We start from the raw sequence: 21,388 nt of genomic DNA on the forward strand, positions 1-21,388 counted from the left end.
CGTCTTTGGGCGTCCCTCCAATGCTTGTGTTTCGGCAGTTCCGCGTCGTCGTGCAGGAAAAGGCACTATTCGGCCCGCGCTACCGCGCCCGCGGTACTCCGCTCGCGGTAGCCCGCCCGCGCACGGATGATCTTTGCCCGGTCCCGACGACCCGCTGACCCGCGCGCGGGTAGGCCGAACTCGCGATGGCGGAGCGGCGCTCGGGAGGCTCGGTTGAGGAAGCACGGTCGGTCGAAGGGGCTGGTCGCCGCCGGGACGGCCCTGCTGGTCGTCGGCGCGAGCGGCGTCGCCGTCGCGGCGCCCGTCCCGGGCGTCCCCGCGCAGCGGCGGACGATCGCGGACTGCGCGAACGTCGGCGTCGACCCGCCGCGCGTCCCCGACGGTCCCGTCACCACCCTGCGGTTGGACGGCGATTCCCTGACCGTCGACCAGGCGTTCCGCGTCCTCACGGCGCCGCGCCTGCGGGTGAGCCTCTCCGCCGGCGCGATCCGCACGATGCGCGAGTACCGCCGCGACGCTGTCGCGCTGGTCACCCGGCAGTCCCCGCCCCCGCCGCGCGTCTACGGGTGGAACCAGGCGCTCGGGCCGCTGAAGGACCGTCCGATCAGCCCGGCGGAGTCGAAGGAGTTCCAGAAGCGCGTGCTGGCCTCGCACGGCGTCGCGACCGAGCCCGTCCTGCCGGGACGGATCGCGCGGCTCGCGCTGGTGATCCGCGCCAACCAGATGGCGCGCGGGCACATGGGCGTGCGGCCCGAACTGCCCGGCAAGTTCCTCGAACTGGTCAACAAGGGCGTCACCCCGGTATTGCCGCAGGTCGGGTCGCTCGGGTCGGGGGACCTCCAGCCGATGGCGGTCGCCGGGCAGGTCGCGACGGGCATCGGCGGCTGCGCGAGCTGGGCGCGGCCGGGCCGCCCGACCCGCGTCGGCCGCGCCGCCGACATCCTCCGGGCCGCCGGGATCGCCCCGGTCGAGCTGGAGATGGGCGAGGCGCTGCCGATCATGAGCGGCAGCACGGTCGTCGCCGCGTCCGCGGTGGCGGCGCTGCACCGGGCGCAGGCGCAGGCCGACCATGCCGAAGGCGCGTTCGCCCTGTTCATGGAGGCGCTGCGGGCGGAGGGCAGTTCGCTCGACCCGCGCACGCACGACGAGCGGCGGATCCCCGAGGAGCGGGCGGTCGCCGCCCGGCTGCGGCGGCTGGTGCGCGGCACCGAGTTCATGACGGACCGGACGCGCGTGCGCTTCAACCCGGACGACTCCCACCGCGTCCAGGACGCGGTCTCGGTGCGCGCCGCGCCGCACATCCTGGCGTCGCTCCGGCAGAGCATGGACCATGTCGCGAAGGTCCTCGCACCGGAGATGAACGCGTCCACGTCCAATCCGCTGGTGTTCCGCGAAGCGGGCGGCAGAGTGGGCGGCGGAGTGGGCGGCGGAGTGGGCGGCGGAGTGGAGTTCGTGATGGGCGGGAACTGGGACGGCGCCGTTCTCGGCCATTCTCTGGACGCCCTGAACGCCGGGCTCGTCGACGCCGGGGTGCTCTCTCAGGAACTGTCGGCGCGGCTGCTGTCCAGCAGATGGAGTTACGGGTTGCCCGCCAATCTGGCGGGCGGCAAGGTGGGGCTGAACTCGGGGATGGTCCAGCTCCAGACGGTCGCGACGGCGTTGATTCCGGAGATGCAGGCTCGGGCGTTCCCGTCCGGGACGCTGTCGCGTCCCGCGAAGGACGGGCAGGAGGACCACAACTCGATGGCGATGGCGTCGGCCCGCAATCTGCGCGAGAACCAGGTCCGCCTCGACACCGTGCTGGCGGTGCAATACCTGATGAGCGCGCAGGGGGTCGACCTCGTCGTCCATGGCATCAAGGACAGGGCTGCGCCGCCGCGCCTCGGCGAGGGAACGCGGCGCATTCACGACGTCATCCGCCAGACGATCGCCGAACTCCACGACGACCGGAACCTCACCCCGGACCTGGAGAGAATGCTCCACATGGTGAACGGCCAAGCGGGCGAGGGGCTGCTGCGCGCCGTCCGGGGACCGGCGGGCTGACCTTCACGGGTTCGCCCGTCCGTTACCGGCCCCTATCGCCCCGGGTGTTTTCCGGGGCGCGGCACGCGCACCGGTCTTTATGCTCGGACGCGTGCCTCCTCACCGGAATTTCCGGCCCCGCGTGCATCCGCCCTCGACCGACCGGCAGAGCTCGCCGTTATGGAAAAGGCTGAAAGTCCGGCTGTTCACGCTCGGCGGCATGGTGTTCGCCGCGCTCATGACGCTCGTCCTGCTCCCGGTCGCGAAGGACGTGCTCTCCGACAAGGCGCAGCGGGCGACCGCCGAGCCCGCGATGTGGGCGAGCGCGACGTCCAAGTCCCCGGAGGCGGGCTGCCTCGCGCTCAGGGACCCGCTCGGCGCGCGGGACCGGGCGGCCATCCAGTTGGACTCCGACGTCGAAGGCGTGGCACGACGGCTCGGCGGCGCCTGGATCGGCGAACTCCCGATCGACCTCAGCCTGCGCGGCGGCAGCGGCCAGGCCACCATCACCGGAATCGAGATCCGGCCCCGGGAAAGGGCGCGCCCGGCGGCGTCCGCCGCCGTGCTGTGCCATTCCTCGGCGGGCACGCCGCCGGTCGCCCAGTTGACCGCGAACCTCGACACGACGCCGCCCGTCGTGAAGATCGGCGGGAAGCGCTACGGCGACGGCTCCGTCATCACCCTCGCCCAGGGTGAGCAGGCCCCCGCGCATCTCGTCGTCTCGATAACCCGGGGATATCTCGAATTCGACATCGTCGTCCGGTTCGCGCACAAGAACAAGGCGGCGGAGACCCTGGTGGTCTACGACGGCGACCCGAAGCTCAAGCGTCCGTTCCGGGTGACCGGGGCCGCGTCCCGCTACCGGTCGATTTTCATCAAGGGTTCCGGATACGACGAGGCGACGGTGCGCAAGGCGTGCCGGTTCCTGCCACTGAAGGGCTGCTGACGTGCTCGGACGGCGCCACGGGCGCATGACCCGTGTGGCGCTGGTCGCCGTTCTGCTCTTATCCGCGGCGATGGTGTGCGCGGCCGACTCCGGGCCGCGCGAGGCCGCGGACCGGTCGTGGGCCGGGCGGGCGCTTCCGAACCTCATGACGCCGGTATGGACGGCCACCGTCGCCAATCTCGACGTTGGACTCGACTCGTGGGACTTCATCGGCCGCCCGGAGGCGTCGTTCTCCCCGGCCGCCGCCGTCCTGCCGGACCTGACGGGCATCCAGGTCCGCGACCCGACGACCGGCCGGATGCTGCACGACATCCAGGTCGGCGAGAGGGTCGGCGACGTCGCGCTCGCGGGCGGCGTGGTCGTCGCGCAGACGCGTGCGAACAGCGCGCGCAATTTCGACTTCCGGCAACTCCGTGCGTACGACCTCTCCTCCGGCCGCGAGCTGTGGGTCCAGGACATGTATTCGAGCCATGTCGTGGAGACCGGCAGATACAGTTTTCTCGGCGCCACCGCGGTCACCTCCCGGGGCGTCGTCTTCACCGCAGCCACCGGAGAAATGATCGGGCTCGACCCGAGGACCGGCCGCATTCGCTGGACGCATTCCAGTGCGTGCTCGAACGGCACCTTGTCCGCCACCGAGAAAATGGTGGTCGTGGTGTGCGAAAAGGGCCCGCTCCTCACGGTGGACCCCGAGAACGGGCGGCTCTACAGCGCCGAGATCCCCGGGACCGTCGTGGACGTCGCGACGACGCCCGACGCCGTCGGCGTCGAATGGACGTCCGCCGACCTGACCGCCCCGGACTACCCGCGCCCGGTTCCGCGGACGGCGACGGTCGTCTCGGGACCGCGGCTGGTGATCTCCCGCGTCGACGGGTCGCCGGGGCACCTCGTCCAGGTCATGGGCGGCCAGGCGATCCTTCAGGGCGACGGCGAACTGCGGGCGGTCGGCCTGGCCCACGGCACCGAGCTGTGGCGGCGGAAGACGGAGCAGACGGCCGCGCCCGGCGGCAGTTCGGTGGGTTCCGAGGACGGCGTGTCCGCCGCCGCCGACGGGCTGGTGCTGCTCAACGGCGCCAACGAGGAGACGCGACCGGGGGCGACGAGCCTCATCGACGCGTCAGGACGTAGCACGCCGCCCATTCCGTGGCCGGTCTCCGGACAGTTCGCGGGTGCGATCCCCGGATATGTCTTCCTCATCTCCCACACCTCGCAGCAACACCTGTTCACGGCGCTGCGGCTCGAACGCGAAACCCTGCCCGACCCGCGGCTCGGCGGCGCGCGACCGGCAGACTGGCCCGACCCGTGCCGCCTTCTCACCCCGGCACAACTCGCCGCACTCGGCCACTACACCGGGTTTCCCGCGAAACCGTCGCCATTCGCCGAACGAACGCGCCTGCCCTATTCCGACCAATGCGATTTCGCCGGTCGGCACCCCTTCTCGCTCCGCGTCGGCTGGGTCGCCCCCGACCAGGCGGCCGCCGAGACCCTGACGCAGAGTCTCCTGCCCGGACCGCCGGGAGTGTGGCAGGCCGGACCGGGCGGCTACCAGTACCGCAGGCTGACCGCCAGCGCCCCTCCCACCGCCGACCGCGCCCTGGTCGCCCGGGGACGGTTCGTCATCGCCGTCTTCGCGCCCAACCAGGTCGGCCTCACCGAAAGGATCACCCGGCTTCTCCAGGCGGACCGTCCACCGGACCCGGCGGGCGGGCTCGACCGGGCCGCCGCGGAGCAGACCGTGCGCGACCACGGCTTCAACGCCCTGATCCAGACATCTCCGCCCAACCCGGGGCCGCTGCGCGCCGTCTACGCCGACTGCGGCCCTCCGGCCTGCAGCCAAGTGTTCCTCTTCCAGGGCGACCGACTTGTCGGCGCGCCGCCCGGAGAGTCCGCCGAACGCCCCTACTACGAGGACGTTCAGATCGTCCGGCAGGACGGGGACACGGTGCGGCTCGCGGCGGCCGTCGTCCCGCCCGGCGCCCCCTGCTGCCAACTGAAGCACGACCTGATCGACCTGCGGATGTCGGACGGCAGGCTCGTGTACCGCGTCGAGTCCGGCCCCTGGCGCCCGGCGCCCGCCGCCCCGCACCGCCGCTAGTCCCAGCCCGCCGACTTGAGTACGTATCGACTATCGATATATAACGAGTACGTGAGCCAAGCCATGCGGGAACCGACGTTCCTGATCCTCACCGCGCTCGCGGCCGGGCCGCAGCACGGGTACGGGATCATGACCGACGTCGGGCGCATCTCCGCCGGGGGCGTGACGCTGCGTCCCGGCACCCTGTACGCCGCTCTCGACCGGCTCGTCCGGGACGGGCTCGTCGCGGCCGACCGCGAGGAGGTCGTCGACGGCCGCCTCCGCCGCTACTACACGATCACCGATGAGGGGCGATCCCGGCTGTCCGCCGAGGTCGTCCGCCTGCGCCGCAACGCCGAGGCCGCCGCCGCGCGGCTCCGCCCGGCCGGAGGAACGACATGACCGACCTGAGCGACCGGTACCGGCGGCTGCTGCGCTGGTATCCGCGCGACCACCGCCGCGACCACGAGGACGAGATGCTCGGCGTGCTGCTCGCCGCGGCCCGTCCGGGACAGGCCGGGCCCAGCCTCCGGGAGACCGCTGACCTGGTCCTCGGCGGCCTCCGGGTGCGAGTGTCCCGCACCGTCGCGCGGGCCTCGGGGACGGGGTGGCGCGACGCCCTCGCCGTCGCGGGCGTGCTGCTCCCACTGGTGCTGAGCCTCACCGCCGTCCGGCTGGTGATCTCGTTGTGGCAACGGGGGCTCGCCGACACGCCCGCCTGGCTGCCGGTCTGGCCGCCCGTCTGGCCGTCCGACTGGTCCGCCCGGATGATCTGGCCGGTGGTCGCCGTGCTGGCCCTGGCCGGCGCGCGGCGGCCGGCCGCCCTCGGCGCGGTCGGGGCGATCGCCTGGTGGGCGGTGATCGTCGGTGGCGAGTACGCGCGGCATGACGCCACGGCGTCGGTGCTGACGGTGTGGTGGCCGATGCTCGGCCTGCTCGCCGTCGCCGGGCTCGCCGCCGGACCCGGCCCCCGGCGAGGCAGGAGAATTCTGCGTCAGGACAAGACGCTGCTCGCCGCGACCGGGCTCTTCCTAGCCTCCACGGTCGTCATCGAGATGCTTCGCTTCGCCCCCTTTCTCTACCGGTACTACTACGACCGGTGCGAGATCGTCGCGGCCGCGGTCGTCGGCGTGCTCGTCCTTTGGTCGCCGGTCGGACGGAGGCTGGCCGTGCTGCTCATCGCACCGGCCGTCTCGTTCGTCCTGCTCTACCAGGTCAGGGGCGGCGGGACGGTGCCGAATGAGTCCCTTACCGTTCTGTTCGCCGTCCTGCTCGTCTCGGTCGCGGTGTTCGTGGTCGGCGCGGTGTTCCTCGGGCCCGCCGAACGCATCGTCAGGCTCGTCCGGAAGGGCGGCTGGTGAGGGGTGGCTGGTGAAGGGCGGTGGCGCTAGGAGATGAAGCCGTTGGCGCGGGCCTGGTCCAGGGCCTGTTCCGCTTCGCGGGTGTCGAGCATTTCGAGGCCGCGGACGGCCCAGAACTGGAGGGACTCGTCCATGTCCTCCAGCCGTTCGCGGAAGAGGTCGAGGGCCTTCTCCGACCGGGCCTCGGCTATCAGTTCCAGCAGCCAGCAGCGCAGGCCGGGATCTTCCGTCTCCGCGGCGAATTCCGCGATCAGTTCGTCGACGTAGGCGTCGGCGTGCTCGCGGAGGAAGTCGAAGGCGTCCTCGCGGGTCCCCGGGTCCTTCTCCCGCATCCGCTGCATGGCCTGGTCGAAACGGCGCCGCGACATGGCGCCGACCCTAGCAGCGGGCCGGGCCGGTGATCGCTGACCAGCGGGTATCGCCCATGATGGAGCAATCCGGACACACCACGGAGGTGCCCATGGCAGAGGACACTGTGCGGGACACGGCCTACGACGTCGCCGCCGTCCGCGCGCGGTTCCCGGCGCTGGCGGGCGGGTCCGCGCACTTCGACGGGCCCGGCGGCACGCAGACGCCGCTGCCCGTCGTCGAGGCGATCGCGGACGCGCTGTCCCGGCCGCTGTCGAACCGCGGGGACCTCACGCCGGGGGAGCGCAACGCCGAGACGATCGTCACCGAGGCCCGGCGGGCGCTCGCGGACCTGCTCGGCGCGCACCCGTCCGGGATCGTCTTCGGACGCAGCGCCACCCAGCTCACCTACGACTTCTCCCGGACGCTCGCCAAGACGTGGTCGGCGGGCGACGAGGTCGTCGTGACGCGGCTCGACCACGACTCCAACGTCCGGCCGTGGGTCCAGGCGGCGGAGGCGGCCGGAGCCGTGGTGCGGTGGGCCGACTTCGACCCGGCGACCGGTGAGCTGCCGGTCGACGCCGTCCGCGCGGTGCTGTCGGACCGGACGCGCCTCGTCGCCGTCACCGCCGCGTCCAACCTGATCGGCACCCGCCCGGCGATCACCGGCATCGCGCGGGCGGTGCACGACGCCGGAGCGCTCCTCTACGTGGACGGCGTGCATTACACCGCGCACGTCTCCGTCGACGTCGAGGCGCTCGGCGCGGACTTCTTCACCTGTTCCCCTTACAAATTCCTGGGCCCGCACATGGGGGTGCTGGCCGGACGTCCCGATCTCCTGGAGACGCTGGCGCCGGACAAGCTGCTGCCGTCCACGAACGCCGTCCCCGAGCGGTTCGAGTTCGGCACGCTGCCCTACGAGCTGCTGGCCGGGGCCCGCGCCGCCGTCGACTTCCTCGCCGGGCTCGGCCCGCGGGACGGGGCCACCCGCCGCGACCGCCTCGTGTCCGCCTTCGCGGCGCTCGACCGCCACGAGGACGGCCTGCGCCGCGCGATCGAGGACGGGTTGAGCGCGTTCGACCAGGTCACCGTGCACTCGCGGGCCGCTAAAAGGACGCCGACGCTGCTGCTGACCATCGACGGACGCGACACGGCAGACGCCTACCGGTTCCTCGCCGAGCGCGGGGTGGACGCGCCGTCCGGGTCGTTCTACGCGCTGGAGGCGTCCCGCAGGCTCGGCCTCGGGGACGCCGGCGGGCTCCGCGTCGGCCTCGCCCCCTACAACGACGACAACGACGTCGACCGCCTGCTGACGAACCTCGAAGCGTTCTTGCGCCGGGCTTGAGCACCCCCCTACTCCGCGCTAGGACGGCGTAGGGGTTTTGCACGATTCCCACAACTGGAGCCGCCAAGCGTGCGATATCAGCGACATGGCTAACCGAGACGTTAGACGGAAGGCTGAGCATGGTCGGAGTCGGAGCGCTCCGGCAGCCCATGTCGCTTCACGGGAAGGCTCGGTCGGGTGTTCAGTCGTGTCGCCATCGTCAACCGTGGTGAGGCCGCCATGCGGCTCATCCACGCCGTACGGGACATCGCCGCGGAGCGCGGGACACGGATCGAGACCGTCGCCCTGCACACCGACGTGGACCGGACGGCCACGTTCGTCCGGGAGGCGGACCTCTCCTACGACCTCGGGCCCGCGTCCGCCCGCCCCTATCTCGACCTGGCCGTGCTGGAGCGCGCGCTCGTCGAGAGCGGCGCGGACGCCGCCTGGGTCGGCTGGGGCTTCGTCGCGGAGGACCCGGCGTTCGCGGAGCTGTGCGACCGCATCGGCGTGACCTTCGTCGGCCCGAGCGCGGACGCGATGCGGCGGCTCGGCGACAAGATCGGCGCGAAGCTGATCGCCGAGGAGGTCGGCGTGCCGGTCGCGCCGTGGAGCCGCGGCGCGGTCGAGACGCTCGACGCCGCCAAGCGGGCCGCCGCCGACATCGGCTACCCGCTGATGCTGAAGGCCACGGCGGGCGGCGGCGGACGCGGCATCCGCAAGGTCACGAGCGAGGCGGAGCTGGCCGACGCCTACGAGCGCACCAGCCAGGAGGCGCTGCGGTCGTTCGGCAGCGGCGTCGTGTTCCTGGAGCGGCTCGTCACCGGCGCCCGGCACGTCGAGGTCCAGGTGATCGCGGACGGCGCCGCCGCGTGGGCGCTCGGCGTCCGCGACTGCTCGGTGCAGCGGCGCAACCAGAAGGTCATCGAGGAGTCGGCGTCGCCGGTGCTCGAACCGGAGCAGGCGGCGGAGCTGAAGGCGTCCGCCGAGCGGCTCGCCGTCGCGGTCGGCTACCGGGGCGCGGCGACCGTCGAGTTCCTCTACCACCCGGGCGACCGGCTGTTCGCGTTCCTTGAGGTCAACACGCGGCTCCAGGTCGAGCACCCGATCACCGAGTCCACCACCGGATTCGACCTGGTCAAGGCGCAGTTGCACGTCGCGTCCGGCGGACGGCTCGAAGGCGGGCCGCCGGTCGAGCGCGGGCACGCCATCGAGGCGCGGCTGAACGCCGAGGACCCGGACCGCGACTTCGCGCCGTCGCCGGGCCGCATCGCCCGGCTGTCCCTGCCCGCCGGGCCCGGCATCCGGGTGGACACCGGCGTCCGCGAGGGCGACACCATCCCCGCCGACTTCGACTCGATGATCGCGAAGATCATCGCCTACGGCCGGGACCGGGACGAGGCGCTCGGCCGGCTCCGCCGCGCGATGGCGCAGACCACCGTGATCATCGAGGGCGGCGCGACGAACAAGAGCTTCGTCCTCGACCTGCTCGACCAGCCCGAGGTGATCGGCGCGACCGCCGACACCGGGTGGATCGACCGCGTCCGCGCCGAGGGACGGCTCATCTCGCACCGGCACTCCGCCGTCGCGCTCGCCGCCGCCGCCATCGAGGCGTACGAGGAGGAGGAGGGCGTCGAGCGGAGGCGGCTGCTGTCGACCGCGTTCGGCGGCCGCCCGCAGGTCCAGCACGAGGGCGGACGCCCGCTCGACCTCAAGCTGCGCGGCGTCGCCTACCGGCTGCGCGTCGCCCGGGTCGGCGCGCACCGCTTCCGCGTCGGCGTCGAGGCCGGCGGGACCATCCGTACCGCCGTCGTCGAGCTCGACCGGTTCGACCGGCACACCGGGCAGATCGTCGTGAACGGCTCCCGGTACCGGGTGCTGACCGGCACGCACGGCCCGATCCACCTGGTCGAGGTGGACGGCGTGACCCACCGCGTCAGCCGGGACGAGGGCGGCGTCGTCCGCTCGCCCGCGCCCGCGCTGGTCGTCGCGACGCCGGTGAAGGTCGGCGCCGAGGTCGAGGCGGGCGCGCCCGTCCTCGTCCTGGAGAGCATGAAGATGGAGACGGTGCTGCGGGCCCCGTTCAAGGCGCGGCTGAAGGAGTGCGTCGTCGCCGTCGGCAGCCAGGTCGAGACCGGCGCGCCGCTGCTGCGGCTGGAGCCGATCGCCGACGACACCGAGGAGGAGGACGACGCCCCGGCCGCCGGCCCCGCCGAGCTGGACCTGCCCGCCGGGGCGGAGACCGTCCACCCCGCCGAGCGCATCGCGCGCGGCCAGCAGGACCTGCGCAGCCTCCTGCTCGGCTTCGACGTCGACCCGCACGACGAGCGCCGCGTCCTGGACGACTACCTCGCCGCCCGCCGGGCCGCCGCCGTGGACGGGCACCGTCCGCTCGCCGCCGAACTCGACCTCGTGGACGTGTTCACCGACCTCGCCGAGCTGAGCCGCAACCGCCCGGCGTCCGGCGGCGACGGCACGGACGGCGGGAACGGGCACGTCCACAGCGCCCGCGAGTACTTCCACACCTACCTGCAGAGCCTCGACGTCGACCGGGCCGGGCTCCCGGACGCGTTCCAGGACAAGCTCGCCAAGGCGCTCGGGCACTACGGCGTCGACGGGCTCGACCGGACGCCGGAGCTGGAAGGCGCGGTGTTCCGCATCTTCCTGGCGCAGCAGCGGGCGTCCGTCGACGCGACGGCCGTCGCGACCCTGCTGCGCGACTGGCTGCGCGAGCCGCCGCCCGACCCGGACCTGCACGGCCTCGCGAACCGCGTGCTCGACCGGCTGGTCGCGGCGACGCAGGTGCGCTTCCCGGTCGTCGCCGACCTGGCCCGCGGCGTGGTGTTCGCGTGGTTCGCGCAGCCGCTGCTGCGCCGCACCCGCGCCCGCGTGTACGCCGACGTCCGGCGGCACCTGCGGCACCTGGACGAGCACCCGGACGCCCCGGACCGCGCCGACCTCATCGCCGAGATGGTCCGCAGCACCGAGCCGCTGGTGCGGGTCCTCGGCCAGCGGCTGCTCCGCGACGACCGCGACAACTCGGTCATGCTGGAGGTGCTGACCCGGCGCTACTACGGCAACAAGGGCCTCACCCGCGTCCGGACGAGCGAGGTCGCGGGCTGCCGGTTCGTCGTCGCCGAGCGCGAGGGCTCGTCGGTCGTGTCGGCGGCGGTGGGCTTCGACGCGCTGGACGGCGCGCTGCGCGGCCTCGCCGGTCTCGTCCGCGACGGCGACGACGTCGACGCCGACATCTACCTCTCCTGGGAGAACCAGCCGGAGGACTTCGACTCCATGGCGGCGGCGCTGCACGAGGCGCTGAACGCGCGGCCGCTGCCGGAGCGGGTCCGCCGGGTCACCGCGACCGTCGCGGGCAGCGGCGGCGCGCTGATGCACCACCACTTCACGTTCCGGCCGTCGTCCACCGGGATGGCGGAGGAGCGGCTGATCCGCGGCCTGCACCCGTACATCGCGCAGCGGATGAAGATGGAGCGGCTCAGCAGGTTCGACCTGACCCGGCTCCCGTCCTCGGACGAGGAGGTCTACCTCTTCCAGTGCGTCGCGCGGGAGAACCCGGCCGACGAGCGGCTCGTCGCGTTCGCGCAGGTCCGGAACCTGACCGAGCTGCGCGACGAGGACGGCAGGCTGATCGCGCTGCCGACCGCCGAGGACATGATCGCCACCTGCCTCGACTCGATCCGGCGGGCCCGGCAGAGCCGGTCGGCGAAGAAGCGGTTCGACACCAACCGGATCGTGATCTACGTCTGGCCGCCGAGCGGCATCACCCGCGCCGAGCTGGAGACGATCACCGGTCGGCTGCTGCCGATGGTGCCCGGCGCGGGGCTGGAGGAGATCATGCTCATCGCGCGGCAGCGGCACCCCGGCACCGGCGTGCTGCACAAGATCGCCGCGCGGTTCTCGTTCGACGCGACCGGCGGCGCGAAGCTGACCGTCGGCGAGCCGCCGGACGACCTGATCGAGCCCGTCGACGGCTACCGGCAGAAGGTGCTGAGCGCGGCCAGCCGCAACACCGTCTACCCGTACGAGCTGACCGGCATGCTCGGCGACTTCGTCGAGCACGACCTCGACGGGGAGAACGTCCTCGTGCCGGTCGACCGGCCGAAGGGACTCAACACCGCCGCGATCGTCGCGGGCGTCGTCACGACGAGAACGCGGCGGCACGAGGAGGGCGTCACCCGCGTGGTGCTGCTCGGCGACCCGACGAAGGCGCTCGGCGCGCTGTCGGAGCCGGAGTGCCGCCGCGTGATCGGCGCGCTCGACCTGGCCGAGCGGATGCGGGTGCCGGTCGAGTGGTACGCGCTGTCCGCCGGGGCCCGGATCTCGATGGAGTCCGGCACCGAGAACATGGACTGGGTGGCCGCCGCGCTCAAGCGGATCGTCGAGTTCACCCAGGACGGCGGCGAGATCAACATCGTGGTCGCGGGCATCAACGTCGGCGCGCAGCCGTACTGGAACGCCGAGGCGACGATGCTCATGCACACCAAGGGCGTCCTCGTGATGACGCCCGACTCGGCGATGGTGCTCACCGGCAAGCAGGCGCTCGACTTCTCCGGCGGCGTGTCCGCCGAGGACAACTTCGGCATCGGCGGCTACGACCGGGTCATGGGCCCGAACGGGCAGGCGCAGTACTGGGCGCCGAACCTGCCCGCCGCGCGGGACGTCCTCATGGCGCACTACGACCACACCTACGTCGCGCCGGGCGAGGCCGCGCCGCGCCGCGTCAGGACGTCCGACCCCGCCGACCGGGACGTGTCCTCCTTCCCGCACACCGTGGAGGGGAGCGACTTCGCCACGGTCGGCGAGATCTTCTCCGCCGACGCCAACCCGGACCGCAAGAAGCCGTTCGACATCCGCACGGTGATGCGGGCGCTGTCCGACCAGGACCACCCGGTGCTGGAGCGCTGGGCGGGCATGGCGGACGCGGACACGGCGGTCGTGCAGGACGTCCATCTCGGCGGCATGCCGGTGTGCCTGCTCGGCATCGAGTCGCGGGCGGTGCCGAGGCGCGGCTTCCCGCCCACCGACGGCCCCGACTCCTACACGGCGGGGACGCTGTTCCCGCAGTCGTCCAAGAAGGCGGCGCGGGCGATCAACGCGGCGAGCGGGAACCGGCCGCTCGTGGTGCTCGCGAACCTGTCCGGCTTCGACGGCTCGCCGGAGTCGATGCGCAAGCTGCAACTGGAGTACGGCGCGGAGATCGGCCGCGCGATCGTGAACTTCCGCGGCCCGATCGTGTTCTGCGTGATCTCCCGGTACCACGGCGGCGCGTTCGTCGTGTTCTCCAAGGCGCTGAACCCGAACATGACCGTGCTCGCGCTTGAAGGGTCGTTCGCGTCGGTGCTCGGCGGAGCGCCCGCGGCGGCGGCCGTGTTCTCCCGCGACGTCGACTCGCGCGCCGCGAACGACCCGCGCGTCCGCGACCTGGAGGGCCGGGTCGCGGCCGCGTCCGGGGCGGACCGCGCGGCGCTTTCGGCGGAGCTGGACGAGCTGCGCGTGTCGGTCCGGGCGGAGAAGCTCGGCGAGGTCGCGGCGGAGTTCGACCGGGTGCACGACATCCGGCGGGCGGTCGAGGTCGGGTCCGTCGACGCCGTCGTCCGCGCCGCCGAGCTGCGGCCGCGGATCATCGAGTCGATCGAGTCGCGGCTGCGCTGACGCGGCCGCCGCCCTCTCCCGCGTCCCATGGGATCCCGTGGGACGCGGGAGCCCATGGCGTCGAAACCGCGCGTGATTCTCCGCGTGGCCGGGGACGGCCTCGGGCTGTACGGCGCGGCGTCCGTGGTGGACGATCTGAACGCGGGCGACGCATCCCCAGGGGCGCGGCCGGAGTCGGCCACGCTCCATCCCGTCCGTGTCGGCGGACGAACCTTCGATGACGACGACTGTGTCGTTCGACCCACGGGGAAGAGGGGTTCGATGGACGGGGACATCCGGCTCAGGCAACGCCTGGCGGCGGGCGACGACGGCGCGCTCCAGCACGCCTACGACCACTTCTCGTCCCTGGTGCACGGGCTCGCCCTGCGGGTGACGCGGTCACGCGAGGCGGCCGAGGAGATCACGCAGGACGTGTTCGTCCACCTGTGGGAGAACCCTTATGCCTTCGACCCGGGCCGCGGGACGCTGCGCACCTGGCTCGCGATGCTCGCCCACCGGCGCGCGGTCGACTGGGTCCGGCGGGAGGAGCGGCAGCGGCGCCTGCTGGACGCCGTCGAGCGGACGGAGCCCGCCGTCCCCATCCTGGACGTGATCATCGCGGACGAGACGGGCGTCCGGGTGCGGCACGCGGTGGCGGCCCTGCCGCAGCGGTTGCGCGAGGCGGTCGAGCTCGCCTACTACCGGGGGCGGACGTACCGGCAGGCGGCGATTGAACTGGGCTTACCGGAGGGTACGGTCAAATCGCGGATCCGCTCCGGGCTGCGGAGCATCGCCGACACCCTGGCCGAGGAGGAGGGCGCCCCATGACGACCGAGCCGCCGCCGGACCTGCGGGCGCGCACCCTCCGCGCCGCGCTGTCCCGCCGCCCTCCGGCTCGTCCGGCGCCCGGTTTCGCCCGTCCCTACGCCGCGCTCGTCGCGATGCTCGACGCGCTGCTCGGCGGGCTCGACGACGCCGAGTGGGGGGTCCGCGCCGCCGGTGACTGGGACGCGCGCGACCTCGTCGTCCACCTCACCGCCACCGACGGGCTGCTCGGGGAGGCGATCGCGGGCGGCGCGTCGACCATGGACGACGTCCTCGCCCGGACCGCTGACGCGGTGGGCCGCCGTCTCGCGCCCGCCGACGCCCGCCGGACGTGGCGGCGGCAGGCGGACGCTCTTTGTGACCGCCTGGCCGAGGCCGACGCCGACCGCCGCGTCGAGGTGGGCGGCTTCCCCATGCGCGTCAGGCACCACCTCACGGCACGCGCCGCCGAGACCTGGATCCACGCCGACGACATCGCCCGCGCGACGGGCCGGTCCGTGCCGCCGCCGCCCGCCGAGCACCTGCACCCGATCGCCGACCTCAGCGCGCGGAGCCTGCCGAGGGCGCTCGCGCTGACGGGCCGCGACCACCGCGACCGGCTGCTGTGCCTGATCCTGGACGGTCCGGGCGGCGGCCGCTGGACGCTCCCGCTGAGCCGCGACGCCGTCGATGCCCAGCCGTCCGTGCAGGTCAGGATGGACGTCGTCGAATTCTGCTTCCTGGCCGGAGGACGCCGCGACCCGGCGGACGTGCGCGCGGAGACGAGCGGCGACCCGGCCGTCGCCCGCGACGTCCTGGCCGCCGCGGGCGTCTTCGCGGGCCCCTGACCGGCTACTGGCGAACGGACCCGCCGAGGGACGGGGGCACGGACGGAGGCGCGGCGTTCCGGATGACGGTGCCGCCGGGGTCGGACTGGTTCTGGCGGGAGTCGTTGGGATTCTCCCGGCTGGCGCCGGGGTCGGCGTCCGGCGGTGGCTGCTGCCTCTGGGGTGGGCTCGACGGGGGCGGCGGCGTGCTCTGCTGCCACCATTCCGGCGGGGGCGACCCCGAGTTCGGCGGGGGATCGTCCGGTGGCGGCGTGGAGGGCGTCTCGGGCTGCGGAGTCTTCTGCAGGCCGCTCGCGTTGCGGCCGTCCTTGGTCAGGGGCTTCTCGTCGGAGCGCTTCGCGGTCGTCGGCGTCGGGACGGGCGCGCCGGTCTCCGGCGTCGTGCCGCCCGGCTGCTCGGGCCCGCCGTCGGACGTTCCGGGGCTCGTGGTGCGGTCCGGCGGCGGGAGCGCGTTCACCGCGCCGTGGTTCGCGGACGGCCACGTCAGCAGGCTGACCACGAGCGTCGCGGCGGCACCGGCCGCGGCACCGGCGGCCACGAGCGTCCAACGGCGACGTCCGCGCTCCTCGCCCGCGTCGGTGCCGGACTCGCTCGACACGAACGAACGTTCCAAAGCCGCGGACCCGCCCCCGATCGCCCCGACCGCGCCGTACGCGCGGTGCGTACCGATCGTGCTGTGCGTGCTTTGCGCGCTGAACGCGCCATGCGTGCCGGTCGTGCCCAGTGTTCTGGACTCGTCGGGCTCGTGTTCCTGTTCGTCCACGCCGAGCACGTGCTGGCGCAGCGGCGCGGGGACCAGGCCAGGCGCGCGGCGGGCCAGTAGGTGGGGGAGCCGTCCCTGCTCGAATGCCGCGATGATGTCCGGGTGCTCGGCGGGATCGGTGGCGCCGCGCAGGAGGTCGTCCAGGACGAGGCGTTCCAACCCGGTCCGCGCCTCGTCCAGCAGTTCGCGCACCGCCCCCTGCTCAAGGCCGAGGACGTAGGCGATGTCGTCGACGTCCAGCCACTCGCCCGCCGCCAGCAGTAGCGCCTCGCGCTGCCGGACGGGCAGGCGGTCGGCCGCGTTGAGCAGCGGGTCGGTGTCAACGTTGTCGAACTCGGCGCAGCCGTCGTGGCTGAACGCGCCGCGCTCGGCGCAGACCGTCCGGGTCAGGCGGTGCAGCCACAGGACGACCTCGCCGCGCGGCGCCCGTCGTATCGCCATGGTGAGCGTGTCGCGGAGCGCGTCCGCCGGACCGTGGTCGCCGAGCAGCGACCAGCAGTGCGCGTACAGGCGGTGGGCGTGGGCGTCATAGAGGTCTTCAAGGTCCCCGTGCATGTGACCTCCCAGGGGTGGTCAATGGGCGAGAGCATTCGGAGACCGGGCGACGCGACCGTCCGTCCGCGGTCCACCTGATCATGGACCATAGCCCATGAGTGCCACGAATGAGAAGAGCACAACCATAATCAATGGAATGGACGCGCGTCCCGGCGCTGACCTGCTGAAACGCTCCGCGAGCCCACGCAAAAGGTCTCCGCGCCTTGCGGTGGTGAGCGCACTCGACGAGTACCAACCGGCATGGCTGCGGAGACCTTCGGGCCCGCGCGAAGACGAGCGATGACCGGGCCGTCGCCCCGACCTCGGCTACTGGCCCGCCAACCCGCTGAGGATCGGGGTCGCGAGGTGATCGACGATGTCGGTGATGGGCTTGAGCGGGCTGTCCTGGCGGGTGCCGTCGTCCGGCGGCGGTTGCTGCTGCTTGGGCGGAGCCGAGGTGGGCGGGGGCGGCTTCTGCCGCGCGTCCGGCGGGGGAGTGGACGGCGCGGACGGCGTCTCGCGCTCCGGGGACTTCTGCAGCCCGGTCGCGTTCCCGCCGTTCGTGGGCGGCGGCTCGTCGGTGGCGGGCTTCTGCTTCTCGGTCGTCGGCCTCGGATCGGGGGCGGCGGTCGTCGGTGTGGCGCCGGGCCGCTCCGTCCCGCCGTCGATCCCGCCGGTCGTTCCGGGACGGGTGTTGCCGTCGGGCGGGCCGAGCGCGTTCACCGTGCCCTCGTCGGCGGACGGCCACGTCATCAGCAGGCCGACCGCGACCGTCGCGGCGACACCGGCCACGCCGCCGACGCCCTTGAGCGCCCGGCGGCGACGGCTGCGCCCCCGGTCGGCGCCGTCCGAGCCGATCACGACGAGCGGACGGCCCGGCGTCACGGGCTCGTCGCCGATCACGTCGTACTCGTCGTCCGCGCCGAGGACGTGGTCGCGGACGGGAGCGGGCGCCAGGCCGGGCGCGCGGCGGGCCAGCAGGTGGGGGAGCCGTCCCTGCTCGAAAGCGGCGATGACGTCCATGTGCTCGGCGGGGTCGGCGGCGCCGCGCATGAGCGCGTCCAGGACGAGCCGTTCCAGTCCGGTGCGGGCCTCGTGCAGCCGCTCGCGGACCGCGCCGGGCGCGATGCCGACGACGCGGGCGATGTCGCGGACGTCCAGCCACTCGCCCGCGGCCAGCAGCAAAGCTTCGCGGTGGTGGGCGGCCAGACGCCCCGCCGCGTTCAGCAGCGGGTCGGTGTCGGCCTCGGCGAACACGGCGTGGCCGCCGCGGCTGAACGCGCCGCGCTCGGAGCAGACCGTCCGGGCCAGGTGGTGCAGGAACAGCACCAGCTCGCCCTGCGGGGTATGTCGCACCGCCTCGGTGAGCGTGTCGCGGAGTGCGTCCGGCGCGCCGCGGTCGCCGACCAGCGACCAGCAGTGCGCGTACAGGCGGTGGGCGTGGGCGTCGTAGAGGGCTTCCAGGTCCCCGTGCATGTGACCTCCCTGGGGTGGTCGTTGGGAGCTGCCGTTTCCGAGACCGGGCAAGACAACGGGCCGTCCACGACCCGCCTGATCACGGGACCATAGTGCATAAGTGTGAAAAACGAGAACTATTGATAGCAGAGAGTAGCGCCTTCCACGCTCAGTAATCCCCCGATAGCACAGAAATAAGGAGAATCAGGGAACGGCCGCGCTTTCTCAACCCTTCCGCCATCCCTACCGCGCACACGCTCGCTGCGCTGACTCGTTGTCTTCTGAACCAGGAAGATCGCCCGCTCCTCGCCCGCGAATACGGGTCGGTATGGTCTGCCGCATGACCGACTTCTTGCAGGTCTCTACCACCACCGACAGCCGTGAGGTCGGGATGGAGCTCATCCGCTCCGCGGTCGGCGCGAAACTCGCGGCGTCCGGCCAGGTGCTGGGGCCCGCCGGGTCGGCGTTCTGGCATCTCGGCGAGTTGGGCGTCGGCGAGGAGTGGCAGGTCTTCCTGCGCACCACGAGCGACCGCTACGCCGAGTTGGAGCAGCACCTCATCGAGCACCACCCATGGGACAACCCCGAGGTGACGTACACGCGGATCGAGGGCGGCTCGGCCGCGTACCTGGAGTGGCTCAGGCGAGAGACATCCCCCTAGCCCGTCGATCACCCCGGTCACGTCGCCGCACTGGTCGGGCGACCAGTACAGCGTCCGGATGATCGCGGTCGAGTCGTTGCAGCACCGTCCAGGACCAACCGGTCAACAGCTCGAAGTCGTCCACGCTGCTGGGAAGGTTCGGTGGTTCATGGGGACGTCCGTCATGCGGCGTTCAGAACGTGGTGCACCTTCTCTGCCAGGTCGGACACTCGTGATGGAGCGTCGACGCGCAGGATCCGGCCGGTGACGCGACGCAGCAGGTTCGTTGTTCGGCCGGAGCCGACGTCGCCCGCGTCTCCGGCTACCTCGGTGAGCACCGGCTCCACCTCGGCCCAATCGGCCACATGGGCGAGGGCGTTCAGCAGGTGCGCGAGGTCGTTGTAGCGGGCCCGCCGGTATCTGGACCGCAGCTCGGCCGCTTCGCGCAGTAGCGGCACCGCCGTACCCCACTCGCCGAGCTCGGCGTGTGCCATGCCCGTGTGCCACAGCACCTCGGCGTCGGTGACCCACCACGTCCACGCCGCGTCCCGCCCGCCAGTGTCGGCGGCCAGTGTCACCCGCGCCCGGTCGAGGGTGTCGATGGCCTGCCCGCGGTGCCCGAGCTGTGCGAGCGCCCGGCCCCTGCGGATGTCCATCAGCGCCGCCGCACGCGGCTGCAGTCCGTCATCGAGGAGCCCCGTGGAGATCCGCAGCGCCTCGGCAGGCCGATGCAGGTGGACCGACTGCATCGCCAGGTGCGTCCACTCGAACAGTTCCATCTGCGAGTCTCCGGCCTGCCGCGACAGCATCAGTGCCTCGTGGATCACCTGCCGGGAGACGTCCTGCCGGTCGGCGTCGTAGGCCAGCCACGCCGCGACCTCGGCGGCCTCACCGGCGGCGGCCATCAGGTCCCGCTCGACGGACGACTCGTACGAGCCCGACCCGAGGCGTTGGTTGACGGCGCGGAACGACCGCAGGGCCAGAGGCAGGACATCGTCGCCGCCATGCTCGGTGTCCAGCCGCACCAGCGCCTGACTGGTCTGCCGCACCTGCTCGACGTAGTCGACGTCGGCGGGCCGCCCGGTCGCGGCCGGGATGTGCACGCTCGCCAGGTCGAGCGGCTCGCCGGGTGGCGGCGGGTCGGCGGGACAATGCGCGGCCAGGCTGCCGCCCGCACCGAGTAACTCGTCCAGCCGCTCTGCCAGATCCAGGCTCGGCCGTTTCAGATCGGCCGCGAGTTTGGACAGGTAGCCGCTGTTGCACGGTACGAGCGCGGCCAGTTTCCGCTGGCTGATCCGCCGCTCGGCCATGAGCGAGTGCAGTCTCTCGCCGAAGGTCATCGCCTCACCCGTTTCGCCCCAGGTCGCCCGTGAATGGGGTGCTGCCTGCCAGGGGAGTCAGCGGTCAGCGTCTTCCACGCTAACGCCGGACGCGGTCTGGTGGTGGGCGGAAGGTGTCGCACGACACGAAGACGGCCCCGGCCCGGTGCGGTCACACCAGGGTGCCCGGGGCCTGACCGGACAGGGAGGTCCGGCTGACGATGACGATATCCGAGAAGGTGACCCGGCTCCGCGAGGAGAATCCGGGCTGGCGGATCGACCACGTTGAGGGCAGGCCCGTCCCATGGCTGGCGGTTCGCGAGTCGCGCCAAGGGTGGATCGGCGGGCACTCGGCGGTGGAGGCCAAGCTGCCCGGTTATCTGGGCCGCCTGATGGCTCAGGCCATTGACCTGGCGGCGTTGGCGTCCGGCAAGGAGGCGTTCCCGTACGTCGAGCGCATGGAGCATCTGACCTCCCTGCGCAAGTGGTTCCCCGAATGGGCGTTCGAGGCGTGCAACACGCAACCGGTCTGGCACGGGCAGCGCAGCTACGCCGACTACGCCGACTACGCCGACTACGCCGAGCGTGCCGCCGCCATCACCGAGGTACGCGGCAACGACCCCAAGGAGCTGGCGCTGCTGCTGTTGCGGCTCCCGCGCGTCGAGGCCGGGGTGGGCGAGGGCCGGGAGGGGGAGCGGTGAGCGCGGCCAACGGCAGTGGGAGGCGCAGGAACGTCGACGGGACGTTCTTCGACGCGCGGCCGGTCAGCATTCCCATGCCTGAGGGGATCACGTACTGGCATGGTCGGGTGACCGGGTCCTGGTGGGCGATCGTCCCCGGACCCGCGGGCCCGTACCTGGTCGAGGAGCCGAGCAGGGAGCACCTTGCCACCTCGGTGAACTGGCTGCTGCGCCACCCCGCCCGTTGAGCCGGGGCGGCGCCGCCGCGGTCGACCTCGCCCCCAGGTCCCGGCCGCGCCGTCCCCATTCGTCTGTCAGAGAGGTAGTCCCGTGGGTTGTTGCAACAACACTCCGCCCTATGACGAGCAGTTCTGTGGCTGTCCTGTGGGCTGCAACTGCACCTGCGACACCGTTTGCTGCTGCGACGGCGAACACCTCGCCCAGTTCACACGCGCGGGAGCCTTAAGGGAGGTGTTCGGGACCCCCGAGATGCTCTGCGTCCGGATCCCGACCGCTGACCGTTGCCGGTCTTAGAGTTCCGCGGCCCGGGGTCAACTGGCGCGCACCCCGGGCCGCGGGCACGTTCATGAGGCGCGTTGCCGGAGGCCACAATGACCATCG

The 21,388-nt window shown here is 72.6% G+C and carries 16 protein-coding genes; 12 read left to right on the plus strand and 4 right to left on the minus strand.

Annotation, left to right across the window (positions count from 1 at the left end; translation table 11 throughout):
- The first annotated feature begins 213 nt into the window (after positions 1-213).
- The 5 genes from FXF65_RS21480 to FXF65_RS21500 all read left to right on the plus strand — a co-directional run bounded on the left by FXF65_RS21480 (position 214) and on the right by FXF65_RS21500 (position 6,403).
- Positions 214-2,043, plus strand: coding sequence for an aromatic amino acid ammonia-lyase (locus FXF65_RS21480; RefSeq protein WP_187412435.1), 1,830 nt, complete (start codon positions 214-216; stop codon positions 2,041-2,043).
- A gap of 91 nt (positions 2,044-2,134) precedes the next feature.
- Entirely contained in the window at positions 2,135-2,968 is an 834-nt protein-coding gene (locus FXF65_RS21485) for a hypothetical protein (RefSeq protein WP_187412436.1), read from the plus strand.
- A gap of 25 nt (positions 2,969-2,993) precedes the next feature.
- On the plus strand, positions 2,994-5,063 hold the full coding sequence (locus FXF65_RS21490; RefSeq protein ID WP_148351781.1) for an outer membrane protein assembly factor BamB family protein: 2,070 nt from the start codon (positions 2,994-2,996) through the stop codon (positions 5,061-5,063).
- Positions 5,064-5,114: 51 nt separating this feature from the next.
- Positions 5,115-5,444: a PadR family transcriptional regulator gene (locus FXF65_RS21495; RefSeq protein ID WP_148351782.1), complete on the plus strand. Its 330-nt coding sequence runs from the start codon at positions 5,115-5,117 to the stop codon at positions 5,442-5,444.
- A complete protein-coding gene (locus tag FXF65_RS21500) occupies positions 5,441-6,403 on the plus strand; it encodes a hypothetical protein (RefSeq protein ID WP_148351783.1) in 963 nt (320 codons plus the stop codon). The genes FXF65_RS21495 and FXF65_RS21500 overlap by 4 nt, the downstream gene beginning before the upstream one ends.
- Positions 6,404-6,429: 26 nt before the next feature.
- On the opposite strand, the gene FXF65_RS21505 is transcribed toward FXF65_RS21500, so the two are convergent.
- Positions 6,430-6,771, minus strand: coding sequence for a HEAT repeat domain-containing protein (locus tag FXF65_RS21505; protein WP_222868661.1), 342 nt, complete (start codon positions 6,769-6,771; stop codon positions 6,430-6,432).
- A gap of 92 nt (positions 6,772-6,863) precedes the next feature.
- On the opposite strand from FXF65_RS21505, the gene FXF65_RS21510 reads away from it, so the two are divergent.
- The 4 genes from FXF65_RS21510 to FXF65_RS21525 all read left to right on the plus strand — a co-directional run bounded on the left by FXF65_RS21510 (position 6,864) and on the right by FXF65_RS21525 (position 15,376).
- Complete coding sequence (locus FXF65_RS21510; RefSeq protein ID WP_148351784.1) at positions 6,864-8,096, plus strand: cysteine desulfurase-like protein; 1,233 nt, start codon at positions 6,864-6,866, stop codon at positions 8,094-8,096.
- A 177-nt stretch (positions 8,097-8,273) separates the two neighbouring features.
- Entirely contained in the window at positions 8,274-13,745 is a 5,472-nt protein-coding gene (locus FXF65_RS21515; RefSeq protein WP_148351785.1) for an ATP-binding protein, read from the plus strand.
- Between the two features lie 261 nt (positions 13,746-14,006).
- The gene (locus FXF65_RS21520) at positions 14,007-14,552 is read left to right on the plus strand and encodes a sigma-70 family RNA polymerase sigma factor (RefSeq protein WP_148351786.1); all 546 of its coding nucleotides are present in this window, start codon (positions 14,007-14,009) and stop codon (positions 14,550-14,552) included.
- Positions 14,549-15,376, plus strand: coding sequence for a maleylpyruvate isomerase family mycothiol-dependent enzyme (locus FXF65_RS21525; protein WP_148351787.1), 828 nt, complete (start codon positions 14,549-14,551; stop codon positions 15,374-15,376). Before FXF65_RS21520 ends, FXF65_RS21525 begins: the two co-directional genes overlap by 4 nt.
- A gap of 4 nt (positions 15,377-15,380) precedes the next feature.
- Here the strand turns inward: FXF65_RS21525 and FXF65_RS21530 are convergent, their stop codons facing one another.
- Positions 15,381-16,694: an RNA polymerase sigma factor gene (locus tag FXF65_RS21530; RefSeq protein WP_148351788.1), complete on the minus strand. Its 1,314-nt coding sequence runs from the start codon at positions 16,692-16,694 to the stop codon at positions 15,381-15,383.
- A 306-nt stretch (positions 16,695-17,000) separates the two neighbouring features.
- Positions 17,001-18,149 (minus strand): RNA polymerase sigma factor, encoded by a 1,149-nt coding sequence (locus tag FXF65_RS21535; protein WP_148351789.1) that lies wholly within the window; start codon positions 18,147-18,149, stop codon positions 17,001-17,003.
- Positions 18,150-18,468: 319 nt separating this feature from the next.
- Between FXF65_RS21535 and cutA the strand changes: the two genes are divergently transcribed.
- Complete coding sequence (gene cutA, locus FXF65_RS21540; RefSeq protein WP_148351790.1) at positions 18,469-18,789, plus strand: divalent-cation tolerance protein CutA; 321 nt, start codon at positions 18,469-18,471, stop codon at positions 18,787-18,789.
- A 161-nt stretch (positions 18,790-18,950) separates the two neighbouring features.
- Here cutA and FXF65_RS21545 read toward each other — a convergent pair whose 3' ends face one another.
- The gene (locus FXF65_RS21545; RefSeq protein WP_148351791.1) at positions 18,951-20,108 is read right to left on the minus strand and encodes a helix-turn-helix domain-containing protein; all 1,158 of its coding nucleotides are present in this window, start codon (positions 20,106-20,108) and stop codon (positions 18,951-18,953) included.
- Between the two features lie 200 nt (positions 20,109-20,308).
- On the opposite strand from FXF65_RS21545, the gene FXF65_RS21550 reads away from it, so the two are divergent.
- The gene (locus FXF65_RS21550; RefSeq protein ID WP_148351792.1) at positions 20,309-20,788 is read left to right on the plus strand and encodes a hypothetical protein; all 480 of its coding nucleotides are present in this window, start codon (positions 20,309-20,311) and stop codon (positions 20,786-20,788) included.
- On the plus strand, positions 20,785-21,015 hold the full coding sequence (locus tag FXF65_RS21555; protein ID WP_148351793.1) for a hypothetical protein: 231 nt from the start codon (positions 20,785-20,787) through the stop codon (positions 21,013-21,015). The genes FXF65_RS21550 and FXF65_RS21555 overlap by 4 nt, the downstream gene beginning before the upstream one ends.
- The last annotated feature ends 373 nt before the right edge of the window (positions 21,016-21,388 follow it).

The sequence above is a fragment of the Actinomadura syzygii genome, from assembly GCF_008085905.1.
GTDB classification, from domain to species: Bacteria; Actinomycetota; Actinomycetes; order Streptosporangiales; family Streptosporangiaceae; genus Spirillospora; species Spirillospora syzygii.